Annotated in this window: 19 protein-coding genes and 1 pseudogene; 8 read left to right on the plus strand and 12 right to left on the minus strand. The window is 55.9% G+C overall.

The annotated features are described in order from the left end of the window. Positions 1–51: 51 nt before the first annotated feature. The 4 genes from IGS16_RS21555 to IGS16_RS21570 form a co-directional block, all read right to left on the minus strand. Complete coding sequence (locus IGS16_RS21555; RefSeq protein WP_297089036.1) at positions 52–879, minus strand: ABC transporter permease; 828 nt, start codon at positions 877–879, stop codon at positions 52–54. 21 nt (positions 880–900) lie between these two features. Beyond that, positions 901–1,758 carry an ABC transporter permease gene (locus tag IGS16_RS21560; protein ID WP_367185857.1) on the minus strand — a complete coding sequence of 286 codons (858 nt, stop codon included), beginning with the start codon at positions 1,756–1,758 and terminating at the stop codon, positions 901–903. Between the two features lie 119 nt (positions 1,759–1,877). Then, positions 1,878–3,080, minus strand: coding sequence for a spermidine/putrescine ABC transporter substrate-binding protein (locus IGS16_RS21565; RefSeq protein WP_297089040.1), 1,203 nt, complete (start codon positions 3,078–3,080; stop codon positions 1,878–1,880). A 139-nt stretch (positions 3,081–3,219) separates the two neighbouring features. Then, on the minus strand, positions 3,220–4,359 hold the full coding sequence (locus IGS16_RS21570) for an ABC transporter ATP-binding protein (RefSeq protein WP_297089042.1): 1,140 nt from the start codon (positions 4,357–4,359) through the stop codon (positions 3,220–3,222). A 536-nt stretch (positions 4,360–4,895) separates the two neighbouring features. On the opposite strand from IGS16_RS21570, the gene IGS16_RS21575 reads away from it, so the two are divergent. The 3 genes from IGS16_RS21575 to IGS16_RS21585 all read left to right on the plus strand — a co-directional run bounded on the left by IGS16_RS21575 (position 4,896) and on the right by IGS16_RS21585 (position 8,780). Beyond that, complete coding sequence (locus IGS16_RS21575; RefSeq protein ID WP_297089044.1) at positions 4,896–5,030, plus strand: hypothetical protein; 135 nt, start codon at positions 4,896–4,898, stop codon at positions 5,028–5,030. Between the two features lie 98 nt (positions 5,031–5,128). After that, positions 5,129–6,949, plus strand: a complete 1,821-nt coding sequence (gene mrdA / locus IGS16_RS21580) for a penicillin-binding protein 2 (protein WP_297089046.1) — start codon at positions 5,129–5,131, stop codon at positions 6,947–6,949. A gap of 307 nt (positions 6,950–7,256) precedes the next feature. Next, positions 7,257–8,780 (plus strand): NAD(P)/FAD-dependent oxidoreductase, encoded by a 1,524-nt coding sequence (locus tag IGS16_RS21585; RefSeq protein WP_297089049.1) that lies wholly within the window; start codon positions 7,257–7,259, stop codon positions 8,778–8,780. A 118-nt stretch (positions 8,781–8,898) separates the two neighbouring features. Here the strand turns inward: IGS16_RS21585 and IGS16_RS21590 are convergent, their stop codons facing one another. Both IGS16_RS21590 and IGS16_RS21595 read right to left on the minus strand, forming a co-directional pair. Next, positions 8,899–9,039 carry a hypothetical protein gene (locus IGS16_RS21590; RefSeq protein ID WP_297089050.1) on the minus strand — a complete coding sequence of 47 codons (141 nt, stop codon included), beginning with the start codon at positions 9,037–9,039 and terminating at the stop codon, positions 8,899–8,901. Positions 9,040–9,309: 270 nt separating this feature from the next. Beyond that, a complete protein-coding gene (locus IGS16_RS21595; protein ID WP_297089052.1) occupies positions 9,310–9,678 on the minus strand; it encodes a single-stranded DNA-binding protein in 369 nt (122 codons plus the stop codon). Positions 9,679–10,627: 949 nt separating this feature from the next. Between IGS16_RS21595 and IGS16_RS21600 the strand changes: the two genes are divergently transcribed. From IGS16_RS21600 to IGS16_RS21620, 5 genes are all read left to right on the plus strand, one after another. Continuing rightward, the gene (locus IGS16_RS21600; RefSeq protein ID WP_172358799.1) at positions 10,628–11,635 is read left to right on the plus strand and encodes a rod shape-determining protein; all 1,008 of its coding nucleotides are present in this window, start codon (positions 10,628–10,630) and stop codon (positions 11,633–11,635) included. A gap of 143 nt (positions 11,636–11,778) precedes the next feature. Next, complete coding sequence (gene mreC / locus IGS16_RS21605) at positions 11,779–12,579, plus strand: rod shape-determining protein MreC (RefSeq protein WP_297089056.1); 801 nt, start codon at positions 11,779–11,781, stop codon at positions 12,577–12,579. A 17-nt stretch (positions 12,580–12,596) separates the two neighbouring features. Continuing rightward, complete coding sequence (gene mreD / locus IGS16_RS21610) at positions 12,597–13,172, plus strand: rod shape-determining protein MreD (RefSeq protein ID WP_297089058.1); 576 nt, start codon at positions 12,597–12,599, stop codon at positions 13,170–13,172. Between the two features lie 319 nt (positions 13,173–13,491). Further along, on the plus strand, positions 13,492–13,926 hold the full coding sequence (locus IGS16_RS21615; protein WP_297089060.1) for a hypothetical protein: 435 nt from the start codon (positions 13,492–13,494) through the stop codon (positions 13,924–13,926). A gap of 259 nt (positions 13,927–14,185) precedes the next feature. Further along, positions 14,186–14,809, plus strand: a complete 624-nt coding sequence (locus IGS16_RS21620) for a Uma2 family endonuclease (RefSeq protein WP_297089062.1) — start codon at positions 14,186–14,188, stop codon at positions 14,807–14,809. Positions 14,810–14,853: 44 nt separating this feature from the next. On the opposite strand, the gene IGS16_RS21625 is transcribed toward IGS16_RS21620, so the two are convergent. From IGS16_RS21625 to IGS16_RS21650, 6 genes and pseudogenes are all read right to left on the minus strand, one after another. Continuing rightward, positions 14,854–15,612, minus strand: a complete 759-nt coding sequence (locus tag IGS16_RS21625; RefSeq protein ID WP_297089064.1) for a 16S rRNA (uracil(1498)-N(3))-methyltransferase — start codon at positions 15,610–15,612, stop codon at positions 14,854–14,856. A gap of 51 nt (positions 15,613–15,663) precedes the next feature. Further along, positions 15,664–16,368, minus strand: coding sequence for a cupin domain-containing protein (locus IGS16_RS21630; RefSeq protein WP_297089065.1), 705 nt, complete (start codon positions 16,366–16,368; stop codon positions 15,664–15,666). A 661-nt stretch (positions 16,369–17,029) separates the two neighbouring features. Continuing rightward, complete coding sequence (locus tag IGS16_RS21635; protein ID WP_297089067.1) at positions 17,030–17,611, minus strand: sigma-70 family RNA polymerase sigma factor; 582 nt, start codon at positions 17,609–17,611, stop codon at positions 17,030–17,032. Positions 17,612–17,672: 61 nt separating this feature from the next. Then, positions 17,673–19,241, minus strand: a complete 1,569-nt coding sequence (gene ftsY, locus IGS16_RS21640) for a signal recognition particle-docking protein FtsY (RefSeq protein ID WP_297089069.1) — start codon at positions 19,239–19,241, stop codon at positions 17,673–17,675. A gap of 271 nt (positions 19,242–19,512) precedes the next feature. Continuing rightward, a complete protein-coding gene (gene nusB / locus IGS16_RS21645; RefSeq protein WP_297089071.1) occupies positions 19,513–20,166 on the minus strand; it encodes a transcription antitermination factor NusB in 654 nt (217 codons plus the stop codon). Positions 20,167–20,469: 303 nt separating this feature from the next. Then, a pseudogene (locus IGS16_RS21650) lies at positions 20,470–21,099 on the minus strand (DUF502 domain-containing protein); the annotation flags it as partial. Positions 21,100–21,360 lie beyond the last annotated feature (261 nt).

A 21,360-nucleotide genomic window follows, 5' to 3' on the forward strand; every position in this document is an offset into this window, starting at 1 on the left:
CGAGGCTGGGCTTTTCGTGGGGCTTTTGCGTTTCGGAACAGTCTGCTTGGGCTACCCGTCTAGCCGCTGCTGCTCACTGCGATAGCGAATAAACTCTGCCGCAAAGGCCAAGGTTCCAGATGCCAGAATCAGCACGACGCTCAGTGCGTTAATGTCGGGCTTGACACCGGTGCGGACGCGGCTAAAAATTTCCATTGGCAACGTTGTGGTGCCGCCGCCTGCGGTGAAGCTGGAAATCAGCAGGTCATCCATGCTTAGCACAAACGCCAGCAGACAGCCGGAGATAATCGCAGGCATAAGCTGGGGCAGCAGCACCTTGATAAATGCTTGAAACGGCGTTGCGCCCAGATCCAGCGCTGCTTCTTCTAAGTGAGGATTCATGCCTGTGAGTCGCGTCGAGACGACGACCGCGATATAGGCGAGGCAAAAGACAATGTGTGCAGCGACTACCGTCCACAAGCTAAGGGGAATTGCCAGGGAAGCTAGAAACACTAGCGTTGCAACGGCGATCGCAATATCGGGAATAATCAGCGGCAGGTAGGAAACGCCTTGATACAACTGCTTGCCGGGAAAGGTGTAGCGAGCCAGCCCTACGGCCATCAGCGTGCCCAGCACGGCCGCAATGCCCACGGCCAGCAGCGCCACCGACAGGCTATCCGCCAGCGCCGACAAGATTCGCGTGTCGTTGAACATGCGCTGATACCACTGCAACGAAAAGCCGCTCCAGCCTGCACTAAAGGGCGATGCGTTGAAGCTAAAAAACGCCAGCACCAGCACTGGGATGTACATGAACGCAAACATCACCAGCGTAAAGAGAAACTGCCAGGAGAGGCGGCGCTTGGCGACAGTGGTTTTGGGTAGGTCGAGGGTTGCGGTCATGGTGGGGAAACGGGAGGGGTATTAGTAATTCTCTAGCTTGCGATCGCCATATTTCAGCAGCAGCACAATGCCCAGCCCCATCGCGCCAATCAGCACCATGCTGAGGGCAGAGCCAAAGCCCCAGTTGCGGGTTGCGCCGAGAAACTGGTTGTAAATCAGACGGGCCATGGTCATGCTAGACGCGCCGCCCAGCAGTTCAGGTACCACAAAATCCCCCAGGCTGGTAATAAACACTAGCAGGCAGGCAGCGGCAATGCCAGGGAGCGTCTGGGGCACGGTCACTTTCCAAAAGCCCTGCTGGGGTGTTGCACCCAAGTCGGCCGCCGCTTCTAGTAGCCGCTTATCGAGCCGCTCCAGCGAAGCGTAGAGGATTAGCACCATGTAGGGCAAAAAGTTATACGCCAATCCAATCATCACAGCGGTTTGGGTATTCAGGATATCCAGCGTTGGTAAACGCAGCGTACTCAGCAGCGAATTCAACACACCCGTTGGACGGAGGATGGTGATCCAGGCGTAGGAGCGGAGCAGAGAGGATGTCCACAGGGGCAGCACAAAGCTGACCAGCAGCAGGTTGCGCCAGCGGGCAGGAGCCATCACCGCAATCCAGTAGGCGACGGGAAAGCCCAGCACAAGGCAAAGGAGCGTACTGGCGATCGCAAAAAACACCGATCGCCCAATCACCCACAGATAAATCGCTTGACCGTCGATTAGCTCAAAGATTTTGGCATAGTTGCCCAGTCCGTAGGGGGCAGGCTGGCTGCCGGGACGAAATCCTGGAATCAGGCTCAGTTCCAAAATCATCAGCGTTGGCACGACCAGCAGCAGCAACAGCCAAAGCCCTGGCGGCCCCAGCAAGACAAAGGGCTGAATCAAACCCATCAGCCGCTGCTTGAGTCCCTTGCTGGCAGGGCGCTGGGGTTCGACTTCTGGAGTCGGGGAGAGCGGAGCGGAGGTTGCCATAGTGGAAAAATATTGAGAGCGATCGCTCAAAAACGGGGTCAGGCGCTGGTCAACTGCGTCCAGTACCGATCATAAATATCGACCGCTTCGCCCACATTGGCAAGAACCTCACACTTCGCCAGAATTTCTTCGGGGGGGAAGAGATCTGGGTTTTCGACCAGCTCCTTTGGCAATAGTGTTAGCGTTTTCTGGTTGGGCGTGGGCAGTTTCAGTCGTCCCAGGTTCTTTGCCGCCGTCTGCGGCTCGACTGAATACTCAATCCATTGGTAGGCGGCATCAACGTTAGGAGCCGTTTTGGGAATGGCGATGGTGTCTGTCCATACCGTTGCCCCACTGGACGGCACTACGTATTCTAGCTGGGGATTTTCCAGCACCATATCAATGCCATCCACCGAGTAGGCATGGGCCACGGCCAGATCGCCCACCGCCATCTGATCTCGCCAACCGTCGGTTGTAAAGGCATTGATGGCGGGCTTGAGTTCTTGCAGCTTTTTGTAGGCAGCTTCAATTTCTTTGGGATCTTGGGTGCTGTTGGAAAAGCCCAGCATCTTTAGCGCCATGCCCATGACCTCACGCACGTCGTTGAGCAGGGTCATTCTGCGAGATAGCTCAGACTTTCGTTCCCACAGGTCAGACCAGTCGGTAATGGGCTTCTTCACCAATTCTTTGTTGTAGACCAGACCTGTTGTGCCCCAGGTATAGGGCACGCTGTATTGGTTGCCGGGGTCGTAGGGGGGATCTCGCCACTGATCCAGGAGATCAGCGTAGCCAGGAACCCGATCTTGGTCAATTTCGAGCAGCATGTCTTCCTCAATCATGAGTTCTACCATGTAGTCGGAAGGATAGACGATGCTGTACTGGCTGCCGCCGCCGGCCTGCATTCGCGCCAGCATGGTTTCGTTGGAGTCATAGACATCGGCAATGACCTTAATCCCGGTGTTTTGCTCAAAGCCCTTCAGCAGGTCTTCATCGATATAGGCTGACCAGGTATAGACGTGGAGGGTGCTGTCTCCGCCGCTGGGCGGCGAGGCGGCGGAGTCTGTGGCGGCAGAACTGCCCGTCGTACCAATATTTCGGGCGCAATTACTCAGCAGCACGCCAGAGAAAGCTGCACTCGACAACTGCAAAAAGCGACGACGGCTGGCGCGAGAGGCGAAGGGATAGGGCGATCGCCCACCACCAGGATTCCGCCTCAGCGAGGATTCAGAATTGGAACGACCAGAAAATCGATAGGGAGGCATAGCAAATCTCCTAAAACTGCGGTGTCCATACAAAGAATAACCACCCCCTTTGAGGGCAGTAATTCTAAGGAGTGCATCCAATCTTGACTCCCAACGCCTTCGTGCTTAGTCCTGGGTTTCAGACTTTAGGTTCCAGGCTCTAGGTTCCAGGCTGAGTTGCAAGGGGCAAGGCATCTGCCGCCGACCAGGACACGTACACAGGCGTATCAATCTGGGGCATCGATTCTGGGCGATTTGGGCGCATGACCGTCACCATATCCCCCGTCGGCAAATCGACCACATAGTGGACATGGGTGCCCAGGTACATAGTGTGCCGGAGTCGCCCTTCAAAACAGTTCATTTCGCTACCAGGATGCTCCAGCGACAGCCGCACCTTTTCAGGGCGAATGCTAACTACCACAGGCTCCGCTGCTACACCAGGGCAAGCCTCTGTCGGCTTCACGACCATCTGGAGTCCGCGCTCAGTTTCCACCTTCATCAGCGTTGGATCTGCTGCCGCCACGTACCCTTGGAATAGGTTCGTCTCGCCAATAAAATCTGCCACAAAGGGCGTAGCTGGAAACTCGTAAATCTCGCTAGGCGTGCCGATCTGCTCCACCCGCCCCTCATTCATCACGGCAATCCGATCGGACAGGCTGAGGGCTTCCTCCTGGTCATGGGTGACCATGATGAATGTTACGCCCAGTTCTCGATGCAACGTTGAAAGCTCCACCTGCATTTCCTTCCGCAGCTTCAAATCTAGCGCTCCCAATGGCTCGTCAAGCAGCACGACGGTTGGCTGGTTTGCCAGGGCCCTAGCCAGCGCGACGCGCTGCTGCTGTCCGCCAGAGAGCTGAGCCGGATAGCGTCGGGAAAAAGACTCCATCTTGACCAGTTGCAGTGCCTCTCCAACCGCTTTTTGAACCTCTGCCTTGCTCTTATTTTTTAGCCGCAACCCAAACGCTACGTTGTCCCACACGGTCATGTGTCCAAACAGCGCGTAGCTTTGAAATACTGTATTCACCGGGCGGCGATAGGGCGGCACACCCACCATCGACCGACCCTGAAGCAGCACCTCGCCTGCTGTTGGCTCATCGAACCCCGCCACCAGCCGCAGCGTCGTGGTTTTGCCGCAGCCGGAAGGGCCGAGAATGCTGAAAAACTCCCCTTGCCGCACGTTCAGATCGATACCGCGAACTGCCGTGTAGCCATCAAAGACCTTGAAGACTTTGCGGAGTTCGACATCGTATTGGGTTTCGGTTTCTACCGTGGACTGATTTGGGGTGATGGTCTGTGCCATGTGGCAAATTCCCTGTAGAGATTCTGCTAGAACGGGGCAGTGGTCAAGGCTTAGGTCTGAGATTTTAGCAGTTGAGTCCTTATGTGAGTATGTGTGTCTCTATGGGCGACGAGGGGGAAGACAAGCGCCTGATTCTATATGATTTTATGACTCGTACTTTGATGACTTGTAAATATCCTAAGGGATGAAGCCTGTAGACTCGTGAAATTGCTGGATTTGAAACTGTTTGGATTTGAAATTGCTGGATTTGAAATTCGCAAGATGGAAATTCGCGAGATGGAAATGCTCGAATGTCGGGGCGTTTCCCAATTCAGGGACAGCGACTCAGCTTGTAAGTCAGTTTGCCCGCAACGGGGTCACGACTATCGCTATGCGCTTTTCAAGCTGGAGCTACGCAGATAGCCGCCAACATGCCATAACAGACGTTGCAGGACAGACATTGCAGGACAGATGTTGCATAACAGACATTTCATCCGGCTAACTTTTCATTCATCTTCAAAGAAGCCAGGGTAATCAACGGTTGTTTGGTATACCGTTTGGCGATTTGGACTGAGTCATTTCGGCAGCGGCTATGGCAGGTTTGGGATGTGGGGGCGATCGCCCTGTACCCAGAGATAGACAAATCCGAGTCCGACAGCGCCAGGGATCAATACCGGGATCAATGGCGGTAAACTATGTGAATTGATTTACTAATGATTTACTAAGCATCCAAAGTTTCTCCAACCTGCACTGGTTTTCAGAGGTTCTGTCAGAGGGCGCGTTTTCATTTATGACGCTGACGCAAAATCCGCCAACCGTGCGGCAACCAACGGGCCGCACCGTGGGCAAGTCCTACCAATCGCTGGTGGTGATGCTCACCGTCACCGTCGCTCTGCTGGGAGGCATCGGCACTCGCCTGGCCTATCTGCAACTGGTCGAAGGGCAATACAATCGGCAACTGGCAGACGACAACCGGGTGCGGCTGATTCCCCGACAGCCGGAGCGGGGGCGAATCCTCGACCGCAAAGGGCGGACACTAGCAGGCAGCCGCCTTTCCTATGCGGTGTTTCTCTGGCCGATTGCCAATCGCCAGTCCAACTGGCGACCGATTGTGAAGCGACTGTCCACAATCCTTAACATTCCTGAAGAGAATATCCAGAAGCGGCTGGATCAGGCCGGCTACAGTTCGCCAGAACTGCTCCGCATTGCTCGTGGCATCAGCCCCGCCCAAGTGACGGCGCTGGCCGAGTTTAGCCAGCAGATGCCGGGGGTGCAAGTGCAGGCAGAGGCGGTGCGCTACTATCCTCACGGGGATCTGGCGGCCCATGTGCTGGGCTATACGGGCGAAATGTCGGACGAAGACCTGGAGCGACGGCGCGAAGAGGGCTATCGCTTGGGGGATGTGGTTGGGCAGATGGGCGTGGAGGCCGCCTTCGAGCGGCAACTCCGAGGACAGTGGGGCGGGCAGCAGGTCGAGGTGGACGGGATGGGCCATGTGCTGCGGGTGTTGGGCGAAAAGTCGGCACGGGCGGGCAATACCGTGACGCTGACGCTAGATCTGGATTTGCAAAAAGCGGCGGAAACGGTGCTGGGCGATCGCAGAGGGGCGATCGTCGCCCTCGATCCGCGCAACGGAGCCGTGCTGGCGCTCGTCAGCCGTCCTGCCTTTGACCCCAATCTGTTTTCTACCCACATTACCGATGCTCAGTGGCAGGAGCTTCAGAGCAAGTCCTATCCGTTTGTCAACCGGGCGCTCCAGGGCTATCCGCCGGCCAGCACCTTTAAGATTGTCACTACTACGGCAGCGATTGAGTCGGGGCGCTATTCCCCCAGCACCGTTCTCCGTACGCGCCCCTACATCGAAGTCGGCGGCATCAAGTTTTGGGACTGGAACAATGCAGGCTTTGGCCCGCTGGATTTTCGCGGAGCCATGGCCTGGAGCAGCGACACGTTTTTCTATCAGACTGCGATGGGCATGGGCCATGAGCCGCTGATTGAGTGGACGCGGCGCTACGGTTTTGGCCGGAAAACGGGCATTGAGCTGGCCGCTGAAGAATCGGCGGGACTAGTGCCTGATCCGGACTGGAAGCGCGAAAACCTGGATGAAGAGTGGTTCATCGGCGACACCATCAACATGTCCATCGGTCAGGGCTATATGCAGGCCTCGCCGCTCCAGGTGGCGGTGATGTTTGCGGTGCCCGCGAATGGCGGCGATTTGGTGCGTCCCCATTTGCTAAAAGACCAGGAAGCGAGCCGCTCTTGGCGAACACCAATTGGTCTAAGTCCCACCACGCTGAGAATTTTGCAAGACGGGCTGCGGCGGGTGGTTAGTAGCGGCACGGGTAAGGTGATGAACACGCCCAGTCTGCCGCCCAATGCGGGTAAAACGGGCACAGCCGAAGACCCGCCGCGCAAATCCCACGCCTGGTATGGCGGCTATGCTCCGCTGGATAATCCAGAAATTGTCGTGGTGGCGTTTGTCGAGAACTCTCCGGAGGGCGGCGGCGGCAAGGTGGCTGCGCCGATGGTGAAGCAGGTGTTGGAAACATATTTCAACAAAACCCAGCCTGATAGTCAGGCTGCGCCCCAGGGTGGGGTTGTGTCTGATTAGGTTGGTGTTAGGTTGGTGCTTTTAGGTATGGCGTGCGCTTCTATGCGGGGGCGCGTGTGGATGGCGATCGCCCATCAGGTTTACACCCGTTCGCTAAAAAAAGCGCTAGCGTGACGATTGGGGATGCAGGATGGCAAGGTGTAGCGCCCGTGAGAAGCCGCTACTGTCACTCTAGATAACGGCTGGCTTTTGAGCCGGGGGCCTGTTCCCAGTCTTTCTTAGTTTTTCGTTTTGTATGTCTAGAAGTCGATTAATTACGCTTTTTCGTCGAGCTTATCGAATTTCACAATGGTCTGAGCAAACACAAATGTCTCTGCCCGAAGCGGCGGGATGGCTGGATGCACACTTGTCGCGGCGGCGCGTGTTGCAGGCAGGCGCGGTGCTGGGTGGCACGCTGGGGATGGGCAGTTTGGGAATGGAAGACTCGGTAGGGGGCGATCGCCCTCAAGCGTCTGGGCAGTCTGCTCGCTCTAGCGCGAACCCATCGCCTGTGCTGATTGTGGGCGCAGGCGTGGCAGGATTAACGGCTGCCTATCGCCTCCAGCAGGCGGGTGTGCCGTTTGAGCTAGTCGAAGCCAGTGCCCGCATCGGCGGTCGGCTGCGGACTGTGCGAAACCCGGATGGACTGCCAGGAACCGTGGAACTGGGTGGCGAATTTATCGACACGCGCCATACCCACATCCGCGCTCTAGCCGCAGAATTGGGTCTGGAATTGTCTGACCTGAGGGCGGCCGATGCGGGGCTAGAGCCGGAGGTGCTGTATTTTCAGGGGCAAAAGGTGAGCCATGAGGCAGTGGTGGAGCGGTTTGCGCCCCTCGCCAAGCGAATCACGCAGGACTTGCTGGCGATGGGGCGAGGCATCACCTATCGCCAGCATAATGACCACGCCGCCCAGCTCGATCGGCTGTCGCTAGCAGAATATCTGGATGCGGCAGAGATTGACCCGGTGATTCACCAACTGGTGCGGGTGGCCTACATCACCGAATTTGGGCGAGACGCAGAAGACATGTCCTGCTTGAACATGCTCTATCTGATCGGGACAGAGGTGGGGCAGTGGAGCACCTACGGCGACAGCGACGAGCGTTGGCATGTGGTCGGCGGCAACCAGTCGATTCCTGAAGCGCTGGCAAAACGAGTTGCGGGGGCGATCGCCCTCAACACTGCTCTGGAATCGATTCGCCTCGCCCCCGATGGGCGCTATCGCGTCAGCCTGCGACAAGACGGCAAGAGCATCGAGCGCAGCTACGAAAAGGTACTGCTGACCATTCCGTTTTCGGTGCTGCGACAGGTGGAACTCGCGATAGACCTGCCGCCTGTGAAGCGAAAGGCGATCGCCGAGTTGGGCTATGGCACCAGCAGCAAGCTAGCCGTCCCCTTCCAGGAGCGGATCTGGCGCACCCGCTACGGCTCCACCATTAGCGTCTACACCGACCTGGATTTTCAAAATACCTGGGAAAGCGCCCGCTACTCGCCGGGGCCGAGCGCCTGGGTGACAGACCTGCGGGCGGGACGACAGGGCGTATTGCTGGCGGCCGATAGCCCCGCCACCCACGCCAAGGCGCTCGCCGCTGATCTAGACCAGATCTTTCCAGGCATTGCTGAAGTGCAAAAAGGGCGATCGCTCCGGGCAATTTGGGCGGCCGAACCCCACGCGCTGGGGTCTTATTCCTGCTATCGGCCCGGGCAGTGGACGGCGATCGCCGGAGCCGAAATCGAGCGCGTGGGCAATCTCTGGTTTGCAGGGGAACACTGCTCTCTAGAATCCCAGGGCTATATGAACGGCGCAGTAGAGACGGCTGAAATCGCTGCCTGCAGCATTCTTCAGGCATAAAAGTTTTAGGCGTAAAAGTTGGTAAGACTTGCTAGCTTCATCAAGAACCCTGTCAGAAGATTTGAAATTCTGCCAGGGTCTTTTATCATCTACACCACAACGGTGCGATCGCCCAATCCTAGTCACCGCCGCCCCCTGATCCAACGCAGCGGGTTCCATCCAAAGGACAGGTGCTGGTTCCTCTCCGAGCAAGTGCCGCTGGAGCAACGGCTGTAGACAGCACCAGCGCAAACAGCGCCATGAGAACAATCCGTTTCATCGAGAACCTCCTTGATGTTAGTCAATCCGTGGAAGGTTCCGGCCCGCTATTGGCAAGGCTTGGGAGTCCTTTCCGAGATAACTCACATCTTGGCGGCTCTGGCTGAGGGGAACCTGAAACAGCACTGAGTGCCCCAGAACCCTTTTGTGAGGAAACTGAAGCGACCGTGAAAATATGCCAGACCTTTGGGGGAATGCTCAGGGGCACGCGCAAAAGGTGAGCTTCTGTCGAATAGGCGATCGCCCCTTGCTAAAACTCAAGCCGCGCTGTCTAGAACTCATCATCGGCATAGCCACCAGAGGCTGCCGCCGCCTCATTGTCACGCTTAGACCCCAGCAATTCCATTCGGTCAACCCGAATCACGGGCGCAGAGCGATCGGCTCCAGTGGCTCGATCTTTCCAATGTTCAAACTTGAGAGAGCCGCTGACTCCAATCAGGCTGCCTTTGCGGACATAGTTTGCAGCCACCTCAGCCGTCTTGCCCCACATCTCCAGGTTGAACCAGTCTGGCTCATCGCTGTTGCGCGTGCGACGATTCACTGCCAGCGTAAACTTGCAGACCACGCTGCCCGACTCGAAATACTTTACATCCGGATCACGACCCGCTCGACCCACCAGGGTAACGACGTTTAAGCTCATAGGACATTCCCCAAACTTAAAATCAAAACTTTGGAAACAGAAATTAAAGCCAGATACGCAGAAAACTGAATCGATCAATCCTTTCAAAATTAATTCCTAAAAAATTGAGAGGAATGATTAGAATTGCATATCGCTTCAGATAGTATACCTGTTCTATTCTAACAGGATCTCGCCAGATTTTGAGGCGGTTGCTCCCCTAATTGCCGCACTATTCTGCCCAAACTTTTTCGCTTCAGCAAGCGCTTGAAAGACGTTCAAATCAGCATCGACAGGCGATCGCACTGTTGGCGATCGCCCCCATCTATCCACCTTCCGGCAATCTTCCTGGTATCTTGCGCCACAGGGGTCAGTTTTGCGGTATCGTGAGCGGGGTGCAATCTGTCAGGGTTCAATGACCGGATCAAGCTGGGAGATAGCAACAGGATGTTGGCGGCTGACCTTCAAGCAGGGGCGATCGCCCTCATTCACTCAGTCAGCCCAAACTCGATCAGCATCTTAGGCATATTCCGACTAGACGGTTGACAAAAATCGTAATACAATCCCATCGACGGAGTTGGGATGCTGTGCTTGAGTCTCTTCCATGCTTATAGGTCTTTGGAATCAGGTTGGAACTCTGAGATATTGTTTGGAGACATTAATTTTGAGGGCATAGGCTTAGCAGCATAGGGCAGATGGAGTGAACTTAAGGCATAACGAATCCGGTCAGCATTGATAGCAAAGCTGCTTTTCAAAAGCAAAGTGGCTTTCTGAAAAGGGGAGTCCGGTTCACCGAGCAGCATCTGCAAGTTTACCCCTGAGCATCGTCATCACCTCAGAAGCGTTAACCAGGTGCCAGCCAAGGATTTTACCTGAGTTATCGGGGCATTTAGAGCGATCGCAGTAGTGTTTTTGTAACTAGGAGCTTGTTAGGCTAGTGGGACTTTTTAACCGCTTCTCGTTGTCACGCGACATGGGTATCGACCTGGGCACAGCAAACACCCTGGTCTACGTTTCGGGTCGGGGCATTGTGCTTCAAGAACCATCAGTAGTAGCCATTGACCAAAACGAGAAAGTACCCCTAGCCGTTGGCGAAGATGCCAAAAAAATGCTGGGGCGGACACCCGGAAACGTGATGGCCCTACGCCCCCTGCGGGATGGGGTGATTGCAGATTTTGACACAGCTGAGCTAATGCTCAAGCACTTCATCCGCCGCGTCCATGAAGGTCGGACGCTCGTTTCCCCTCGGATTGTGATCGGCATTCCCAGTGGCGTGACGGGCGTTGAGCGCCGGGCTGTGATGGAAGCTGCGTCCCAGGCGGGGGCCCGAGATGTTTATCTGATTGACGAACCCGTGGCAGCCGCCATTGGGGCTGGCTTGCCCGTGGCAGAGCCGACTGGAAACATGATTATCGACATCGGCGGTGGCACCACCGAGGTCGCTGTGCTGAGCTTGCAGGGCACGGTGCTGAGCGAATCGGTGCGGGTCGCTGGTGACGAGCTAAGCGAGGCCATTTCCCAATACATGAAAAAGGTTCACAACCTGGTGATTGGGGAACGTACCGCAGAGGAAATCAAAATCACGGTCGGCTCCGCCTATCCAACGGACAACCATGACGACATCATCATGGATGTTCGAGGGCTACACCTGCTGTCGGGGCTGCCCCGCACTGTTTCGGTGAAAGCGCCAGAGATCCGTGAAGCGATGGCAGAACCCCTGTCGGTCATCATCGAAGCCGTTAAGCGCACGCTGGAGCGCACCCCTCCCGAACTGGCGGCAGACATCATCGATCGGGGTATCATGCTGGCAGGGGGCGGAGCCTTGCTGCGCGGGCTAGATACCCTGATCAGCCATGAGACCGGAATTGTGGTTCACGTTGCAGCGGATCCGCTGAGCTGCGTAGTGCTGGGCACTGGGCGTGTTCTAGAAAACTTCAAGCAGCTTGAGCGGGTCTTTAGCGGACACTCTCGCAATATGTAGCGTAAGGCTGTATACCTTACAGGTATTCCGAATTGGTGTTCTGAGCGAGTATTTCCAAGTTTTCGTCGGAACTCCTCTCAGGATTCATATTAGGCATGTTAGGACTTGTGTGAAGCGCTGGCGATGAGGATTGAGCGCGGCTAATGTACGTACTGCGTCGATGGTGGGGGAAGAATGGGTTGCGGCTGGGGCTAGCAGTGCTGGCTCTCAGCACTGCATGGATGCTCAGGCAAACCCAGGGTGCATTTGTGCTGGAGCTATATCGAGCGATCAGCGCCCCGTTTCAGGCTAAAGGCCCGACTCGCGCCGAAATCCTGGATAACGCCCAGGTGCAGGAGTTGCAGCAGCGCTTGATTGAGCTAGAAAGCCAAAACCGCCGACTCCAAGAATTGTTGAACTACAATACAACGCAGCCACAACCGGGGATTGCAGCTCCGATTATTGGGCGCAGCGCTGACCACTGGTGGCAGCAGGTGACTCTGGGGCGGGGCCGGCGAGACGGGGTAGAAGTTGGCTCTATTGTCTCCGGAACGGGCGGACTGGTGGGGCGAGTGGTACAAGTGACGGCAAATACGAGCCGTGTGCTGTTGGTGAGCGACCCCACCAGTCGTATCGGCGTGACGGTTAGCCGCTCTCGCTTTATGGGCTATATGCGGGGGCAGTCGGGCAATCGGGCAGTGATGGAGTTTTTTGAAAAGGTGCCGGATGTGAAACCGGGGGATGTCGTGTCTACGTCGTCGTTCAGCCAGTTGTTTCCGCCGGGGCTGCCTGTGGGGCGCATTGAGTCAGTAGACTTTAGCAAAAGCCCTGCCCCAGAGGCGATTGTTGAACTATCGGCCCCGATTAGCACATTGGACTGGGTGCTGGTTGCGCCCAATCCAAAACCTGCTGCCACTGAACCGCCCCCGCCGCCCCCACCGCCATCAGACTCGACCTTGCCCTGATATCCTGCCTAAGTGCTATGAATGATTTGCTGCTTCTGAGTCCTTATTTGAGGCAGGCGCTAAATGCACTGGTGACGGCTGGCTCGGTCTTGGCCTGTTTGCTGGTTTTGCCAACCCGGTTTGTAGGGATGGAATTGCTGGGGGTGGGGCCAAACTGGCTGCTAATCTGGGTTGTGGCCTGGAGTATCAAGCGATCGCCCTGGCAGGGTGCGATCGCCGGAATTGCACTGGGACTGCTGCAAGACGGCATGACGGCGGCCAACCCAACCCACACGCTGAGTCTCGCGCTGGTCGGCATTCTCACAGCACTTATTCAAAAGCAGCGCTATATCCAGGAAGACTTTATTTCGGTGGCGCTAATTGTGTTTGGCATGGCGGTGATTGCGGAAACCGTGACGGCGTTTCAATTCATGCTTCAAGATCTGCGGGTGCCCGATCGCCTTTCCTCCCGCACGCTTTCAGAAATTTGGAACTATCACCAGCAAATTGCCCTCTGCTCTGCCATTCTCAGTAGCCTCTGGGCACCAGCGCTTTATTACCCACTAAATCGCTGGTGGCAGCGAGTGAGTCTGGCGGATCAACTCCAGGCCTAGAGGGGAACTGGGGCGTTACCACTGATCCACGGTGTCTAAAATTTTTTGATCAACTTGGTCAACAACGCATCTCTGGATGTCCATTGACAGGGATAATAGGAGTAGCTGAAATCTTGCTCAGTCTGGCTTCCAGAGAAGGCTCTAAGTATTTTTACTCAAAGCTGATATGCTAAGCGACCGGAGCAGCACGTTCAGCCAAAAGATTAGATGACGAGCGAGAAAATCTAGGGGTTCTCCTGCGTTTTCTTGACGACAAAAGCTTTTGCGACCACATAGACGCATTGAACACACAGACGCATTTCTTGGAGCGATCGCAACAATGGGTTTAATTAAGAAACTACTTGGGGGACTGTTCTCGTTTTTGGGTGGACTGGGCAAGCTGCTGGGCTTGGGCAAGTCTTCAGAATATTTTCTAGAGGCTGAGCCTTCTAATAGTGCTGCGCCTGCGGCTCCGGTGGCGGCTGCTGCCCCTGCGACGACCGAAGCGCCTGCGGCTGCCCCTGCACCTGCGGCGGCTGTGGCTGCGGTTGCGCCTCCTACAACGGATATCACGTCTAATGGCAAGGCTCCCGCGGCTCCGGCACCTGCGGCGGCCCCGGCTGCCAAGCCTGCACCTGAGGCTGCGCCTGCGGCTGACCAAACCTTTGCGCCGAATTTTGTGGTGTTGAGCAGCAGCCGGAGCGGCCGTCGTCGTCCTGGTCCTAGCCTAAATCCGTTCCTGGACATGGCGCGTCAGGTCAGACCCCAGGGCTAGGGCTGGCTTTTGCTTGGGTCTTGGCTAGATTTTTTGAGGCTAGATTAAATTTTTGGCTGGATTGGAAGCTGCTGTTGAAGGGTTCAACGGCAGCTTTTTGTTTAGCTTTTTGTCTTGAAATTTGATCTTGTGCCAAGTTTTTGGAATTCTCGCGGGCGCGGCTCCTAGCCATCATGCAGATGCGTAAGTTCTATTCTCTCTGTGTAAATCCTGTTTAAGCTAGAGGTAGCCAACTCACTGAAACCAGAGATAAGTCGCGATGGTTGCAATTGTCAAAAAGCCCCTTACCTTTGAGGAATTTCTCAACTGGGATGATGGCTCCGGCAGGTCCTTTGAGTTGGTGAATGGAGTTGCGATGCCCCTCAGCGAACCAACTGCGAAACATGAGGATGTCGTGGAGGGATTATGTCGTCTTTTGGTTGATCATTGCCAATCGCTCAAGCTGCCCTACGTACCTCGCCAGGGCAAACAAGTAAGGCTTGTCGCTGGGTCCGGTGAACCTCAATCCAGCCGCAAGGCAGATATCGTCGTGTTTGCCAAAGAAGAATGGGACAGAATGCGTGAAAGTTCTGCCCCGGCTGCGGCGTATATTCCACCGCCTCTGGTGATTGAAGTGGTTAGCACCAACTGGCGCGATGACTATCGAATTAAACTGAATGAGTACGAAACCTTGGGAATTTTAGAGTATTGGATTGTGGATTATGCAGGGCTGGGCGGTGTGCAGTATATCGGCTCTCCCAAGCAGCCAACCATCACAGTTAATTCCCTGATTGATGGGGAATACCAGGCGCAGCAATACCAGGGCGAAACCTCGATTGTGTCGCCGACGTTTCCGCAGTTACAGTTGGCGATCGCCCAGATTATTGCCATGACTGAAACGTAGGATTCATTCACCCAACTTTGTATCAACTCAACCAATCAAAAAAATTAGCCGATGGAAGACGTGTCTTGCTCTAGGGCCGCTGCAAGGATTGACAGCGCGGCTGCTGGTGCGGTAGTGGCTCGCAGCACGCGCCGCCCCAGCGACACGACTCGATAGCCTACGGCGATCGCCCCGTCGATTTCGGCATCCGTCCAGCCGCCCTCTGGGCCAATGGCAATTGCAATCGGTTTTGTCGAAGGGGATGCTCTACGGGCTGACAAGAGGATGCTGAGCAAATGGGGGCGATCGCCCCTTGCTTCGCACAGATAAGCGTCACAGGTTCCCGCATTCCAGTCGTTCAGCGCTTTGCCCCAGGGCTGAGGATCAAAGACCGTTGGCACAAACTGCCGTTCGGATTGCTCGGCGGCCTCTTGGGCAATGCGCCGCCAGCGGTCGAGCTTTTGGGGACTAGGGTTAAGCAGCGTGCGATCGCTCAAAATCGGCACAATCTGCGATGCGCCCAGTTCCGTTGCCTGGCGAACAATATCGTCCAATCCCTGACCTTTGGGCATGGCAATCAGCAGCGCGACAGAGCATGGCAGTTCTGTGGGTGCGATTGGGATCTGTTCCTCCAGAATTTGCATCTGGTCGGGCGGCTCGACGGCAACCAGCCAGCAGTGTCCTAGACCGTCCATTGCCAAAAGGCGATCGCCCGCCCGGAGCCGCAACACCCGCCACAAATAGTGCTGCTGCTCTGGCGTTAGCCGGATATTAGATCCGCTGATCTGAGCAGGCGCAATGGTAAGCCGCTGAAGCTGAGACACAGATGATGCAGCCGGAGAGAATCAAAAAGGTCTGCGCCGAATATGGATCACTTAGCGCGTTTGAAGCTCAAAATACTCATCGTCTAGCGAAGTCCGCACCAAAAACATGCAGCCCCCCACCGTTTCAGATGGCTCATGCACAGTTCCCTGACGAGAGCGGATATAGTCTCCCGCGCCGTATACCTCGCCGTCAATTCTCAAATCGCCGTCAAGCATGTAAATCTCTTCGGCAGTTGCATGGCGATGAATTGGATAGACTGCACCGGGTTCCGCCTTGAGCAGCGCAGTGACTTCTCGCTTTGCCAAATCCACATAGAGCGGCGCGACAGACACGCCAGGAACCCGATAAGGCTGCCAGTCGAGGTTGCGGCCGCGCACCGTCAGTCGATTGCCGCTAGAAAACTGGCGCATTAGTACCCGTGCAGCTGCGACCGCCTCGCGCATCTGACGGAACGAAAAGGAGGCTGCCGGTTTTGCGGGTGGCGGGGATACGACTTCAGAAGAGATACCTGAGCTAGCAGGTCGAACCGAGTCCTGATGAATGCGTTGAAACAGGCGATCTTTCAGGTCAGCAGCAGGCGACATCAAATCTAAACTGTAGGGCAGGGTTGCCACAGTTTCTTCCAGTTCGACCATTTCAGTAGCCAGTTCTGGACATTCTTTTATGGAATCGTGAATTTGCTGAAGCCCGTCCTCATCAAGTAGCCCAAGGGCATACAGGACAGTCAAGTCACACAAGCAAGGGTCGTGATCCATAGCTACTTCTATCATCATTTCTTCATCCTAGCTTGTGGATTTGGTAAGCATTCCAACGGTGCCGAACCCGTTCGCCAAGCGTTTTTCTATACTGATCCATGTTTATCTTGATACTTCTCGATAGATCCCTAACATCACTGCGAAGCATAGATGCTTTCGGTCGTATTACGCTCTCAGCCACACTGCGTTCTGAGCTGCCCGCTTTGAGTTGCCCATTTCAGGCGCAAGCCTTATGAAGGCAACACTGTATGACAGCAGCACTGTAGTCGCATCCTGGCTGAGGTGTTGTTGCCTGTTTGTTGTATCGTCATGTTTTTATAGTCCGTACTTTTATAGTCTGTCTGTGCGCTGTCTGCACGACATGCGTAGCAATCTGAACCCTGACTGCTTGACACATCGTTGGGAATCCCTGACCTTTCATGAAAGGCGCTGCCCGAAAGCTCGTTAGCTCAAGTCTTCAGAGCAAGTTTTCCAGGTGCAAGCTTTAGGTATGGTTGTCAACCCACAGTTTTTAATCCGCGTAGGTTTTAATCCCCGTAGGTTTCGCACAAGTTTTGATCGAAGCAGTTTCGCATGTAGAGACTTCTCACCTCCTTGCCTCAGAGACCTCTTACCTCTCAGAAATAAATCAGAAATAAGGAGGTATCGCTAGAGAGGCCCGTCACTCAAGCCAGTCGAGCGCGTCAAGCAGCTGTCGTAACTTATTCAGCCCTAGACGGATGCGTGTTTTCACCGTTCCCAGAGATTTTTCTGTCTTGGCTGCAATTTCTACATGGGTTAGTCCTTGATAGTAAGCCAGTTCAATCACCTCGCGTTGTTCTACAGGCAATCGCTGCATTGCTGCCAGCACACGCTCACGCCGTTCACTAATTAATACGTCTTCAGTTGGATCTGAGATCTGTGACTGGGGATTTATTTTTATAGCGTCGGTGGAAGATTCGACGACTTTGCTGACCCGCTGGAGCGATCGCAGTCGGTCAAGCGAGCGGCTGCGGGTGAGCATGAACAGCCATGCGTCTACCCTTCCACGCTGGGGATCATAGCGCCCTGCTAGCTTCCATACCTGACTAAACACATCGAGTACAATTTCCTCTGCTTCTTCGACTGATCCCAAAATCCGAAACGCCAGGGAATACAGCACTCGCGCATAGCGGTCGTACAGGGTCGATAGAGCGGATTCGTCCTGCTGGGCGATGCGGGCCAGCAGGTGCGCTTCCTCGGAGGTTGAGGGTTGAGGGGGCATGAGTCAGGATTTTGGGGGGACTAGACTAGCATATAGCCGAGGTTAAAGCATACAGTCCAGACTAGCCGCTCAACAGTGCTTCCACAAATTCATAGCTGGAGAAGGGGCGCAAATCTTCAATCCCTTCGCCTGCGCCGATGAAGCGGATGGGCAACCCCAACTGCTGCACGACGGCCAGCGCGATGCCGCCTTTGGCTGTGCCATCTAGCTTGGTTAACACAACCCCGCTTAGCTGGGCGGCTTCGGAGAAAACCTCGGCCTGACGCAAGCCATTTTGCCCCAGGGTGGAGTCCAGCACCAGCAGCGACTCGATACGCGCATTTGGCGCTTTTTTGTCGATGATGCGGCGAACTTTGGCGAGTTCATCCATCAGGTTTTTCTTGTTTTGCAGCCGGCCGGCTGTGTCAATGAGCAGCAGTTCAGTGCCCCGTGCCTGGGCAGCCGTGATTGCGTCGAATACAACGGCTGCGGGGTCGGTGTTTTTGCCAGGGTTGGCGATGACTTCTACATTGCTGCGATCGCCCCACACTTTTACCTGCTGTACGGCTGCGGCTCGGAAGGTGTCGGCTGCGCCAATCAGGGTTTTGTAGCCCGATTTTTGGGCGATGTGGGCGATTTTGCCGATGGTTGTGGTTTTGCCTGCGCCGTTGACCCCTGTGATGAGCCAGATGTTCAGGGTATCCTTCTCTGGGGCAAAGGTGGGGCTAATAGGCTTGCCGCCGGGGTTGTCGAGCATGTCTCGCAGGATTTGTTTGAGGTAGGCGATCGCCGCTTCAGGGGGCAGAGATTCCTGGCGGAGTTTGTCCTGCAAGCGCTCGATGATCCGATCTGTTGCCTCCACGCCCACGTCTGCCTGGAGCAGCAGCGACTCGATCTCCATCACCGCGTCCTGGTTGAGCGGTCCCTGACCCACGATCGCCCGCAGTTGGTTCACCAGGCTGCGCCGCGTCTTGTCGAGTCCCTGGCGCAGGCGCTTCAGCCAGGTGATTTCCTCTAGGTCTACTTGGTCGGCTCGGCGGCCCTGGGAGGCTAGCACCTGCGCCGACCAGAGAAAGCTTTCATCCAGGGGTAAATCTGGCTCTGGGGCTGAGTCCGTTGGGCTAGCTGCTTCAGGAGCCAGTTTTTCAGCTTCCGCTGCTGCTTCAGCCGCTTCTGCTTTGAGTTGCTCCAAGCGGGCCTGACGCTCGGCCTCAGCCTGTGCCCAAAAGGGGAGCGGGGGCGCAGCCGTCTCTGGCGCGGTTTCTGGCGCGGTTTCTGGCAGGGTTTCTGGCGCGGCAGCCGTCGATAGTCCGCTGGGCGCTACTGCTTCGGCGGGTTTCAATGCGGTTTCTCTGGCAGCAGCCGATTTGGCCGCCCCTGACTCTGCTTCGGCTGTTGTAGCGGGTTCTGTTTCTGGCTCTATGGCAGTTGCGGGCGCAGTGACCACAGAGGCTTCTTGCTGGCGCTTTTGAATATTTTTGTAGGCAGACTTGGCCCAGGCGAGATAGTCTTGGGCGATCGCCGCTTCACCCGCAGCAGCATCGGCAGACGCTTGCGACTCTGGCGCTGGGGCAGCGTCTTTCAGTGGCTCTGGCTCTGCCTCGGCGGGCTGGTTTTCGTATTGACGGTTGAACCAATTAAACGACGACATAGGGAGGGTCGGGGAGTTAGGGATATTGCTCTGGATCAGGAGCAAACGCCCAAGAGCGCCTGGAGCCGCTGCATCCAGATTTCCGCTTCATCTAGCTTATAGTGCTTGCGTCTTTCCTGGTAAAGAGATTTCCGCCAGCCTGGGACAGGGCAAGACTGGAAGTGCGGCCCATCAGAATGGCTGCTGGGAAAGTCTGATAGCGCCTTATACGGAGCCTTATCTAGAACATTTAGAACTGGAAAGCCTGGGCAGCGGATGATCTGAGGGGTCTTCAGGCTTTTTCGAGCTTGTTTTCGGGCTTGTTTTCGGGCTTGTCTTCGGGCTTTTCGACCACCCGCCGCAGCACGCCATTGATAAAGCGATGTCCGTCGTCGTCGCTATAGCGCTTGGCTAGCTCAACGGCTTCGTTAATGGCCACTTTGTCAGGAATGCCCATGTACTGAAACTCCGCCACGGCCAGCCGCAGAATATCGCGGTCGATCTGGGGAAGCCGATGAAGCTGCCAGTCTATCATTGCGGCGGAAATAATCTGGTCAATTTCGGCGCGGCGGATGCTGACGGTTTGCAGCAGCGCCAGGGTGTAGTCGCGCACCTCCTGATGGTTAGCGAGTTGCAAAATTTCCGGCAGTTCGACGGCGGTGCCAATCCGGTTGATGGCTGCCTGAGCTAGTTCCAGCGCTTCTTTCACCATGACGCGGGCGCTGTCCAGATCTTGGGCTTTGGTTTCACTGGCTAATAGGCGATCGCTCCCCCGCTCGACCTCGGCGGCGGCGGTTTCCAGCAGGTCGTGAACTTCGCCTGTCAGCGTCCGCACAGCGGCCAGGGCGACGGACTGAAGCTGTTGAGCCTCCAGTTTTTCGGGCTTGGAGGGAAGCTGGCTCATGCTCAGCAGCGCCAGTTCTCGCGCGATGCGTCGAGCTTGCATTTCGGGTTCTCAATCCTTAAAAAATTCGAGTGGAAACAGAGGGCAGGCTGGCGGAAAGGCTCAAGTTGGGTCGGATGGCAGTGGCATGGACTGACGCTTGGCTTCGGGGGAGGCGTTTTCAAACGGCGGCTCCATGAGTGGTTCATCCAAAACCAGATCGAGGGGACGGGTGTCCTTGGCCGCCGCAGGGCGATCGCCATAGCTGCTCGTTCCTACGTTAGCAGGGTTCAGCCCGCCCGTCGCAAGGGTTCCCGTGGGCGGGTTTCCGGGTGGCAGTCCGCCTGCGGGCAGCGCACTGGCCAAGTTGGGGCCGACAATGCCGCCAGAGACAACCACCTTAAACGCATCTTCTACCGACATTGCCAGGTTGATGACTTCGGTTTCTGGCACGACTGCATACCAGCCCGTCGTGGGGTTGGGGGTAGTGGGAATGAACAGGCTCAGCATCTTGCCCGACAGGGGGCCAGCGATATCGGCGGTGAATGCACTGGTAACGAAGGCGATCGCCCACACGCCGCGCCGGGGATATTCCACCAGCACGACTCGCCGAAAACGGTCATTTGTATCGCGCAGCAGCGTTTCCAGGAGTTGTTTCAGGGTTTTGTAGACTGCCCCTGCCAGCGGAATGGCTTGCAGCAGGCGCTCACCCACATCTAGCAGCCAGCGTCCGGCGATGTTGCGAGCCATCAGCCCGATTAGCAGAATCAGCGCCAGCGGCACCGTGAAGCCGACCACCAGATTGAGGAAATCGCCCAAAATCGGCGGAAAATCGTTAAACGGGTTAATCTGCTTGGGAATGCGCGTCAAAAAGGCGATCGCCCAGCTGGCGATCGTAAACGACAGCCAGATCGTCGTAGCTAGCGGAATCACCACCAGCAGACCTGCGATCAGGTCGTTTTTCAAATCCTGCTTGAAGCGTTGAAGAACGGACAAACCAGTATCTCCCTGATAAACAAGCCGAGGATCAACAAGTCGAGATAGATAAGCCGAAGGTGGACAGAGCGCTTGAGAAAGCGGCGGTAAAAAGCGTTTGTAAAAAAGTATCTGAATCTACAATCTAGCAGGTTAAGGCGGGGTTATCAGTGCTGCTTTAGAGGAGCCTGTTTTGGGAGGACTGCCATCCTCAGTTAGCACGTTACCTTATTTGTACGATTTGTAAAGAATTATTTCAAGTTTCAGGGCTACATTCCCTGT

This window comes from Thermoleptolyngbya sp. C42_A2020_037, from assembly GCF_015272455.1.
Taxonomy (GTDB): domain Bacteria; phylum Cyanobacteriota; class Cyanobacteriia; order Elainellales; family Elainellaceae; genus Thermoleptolyngbya.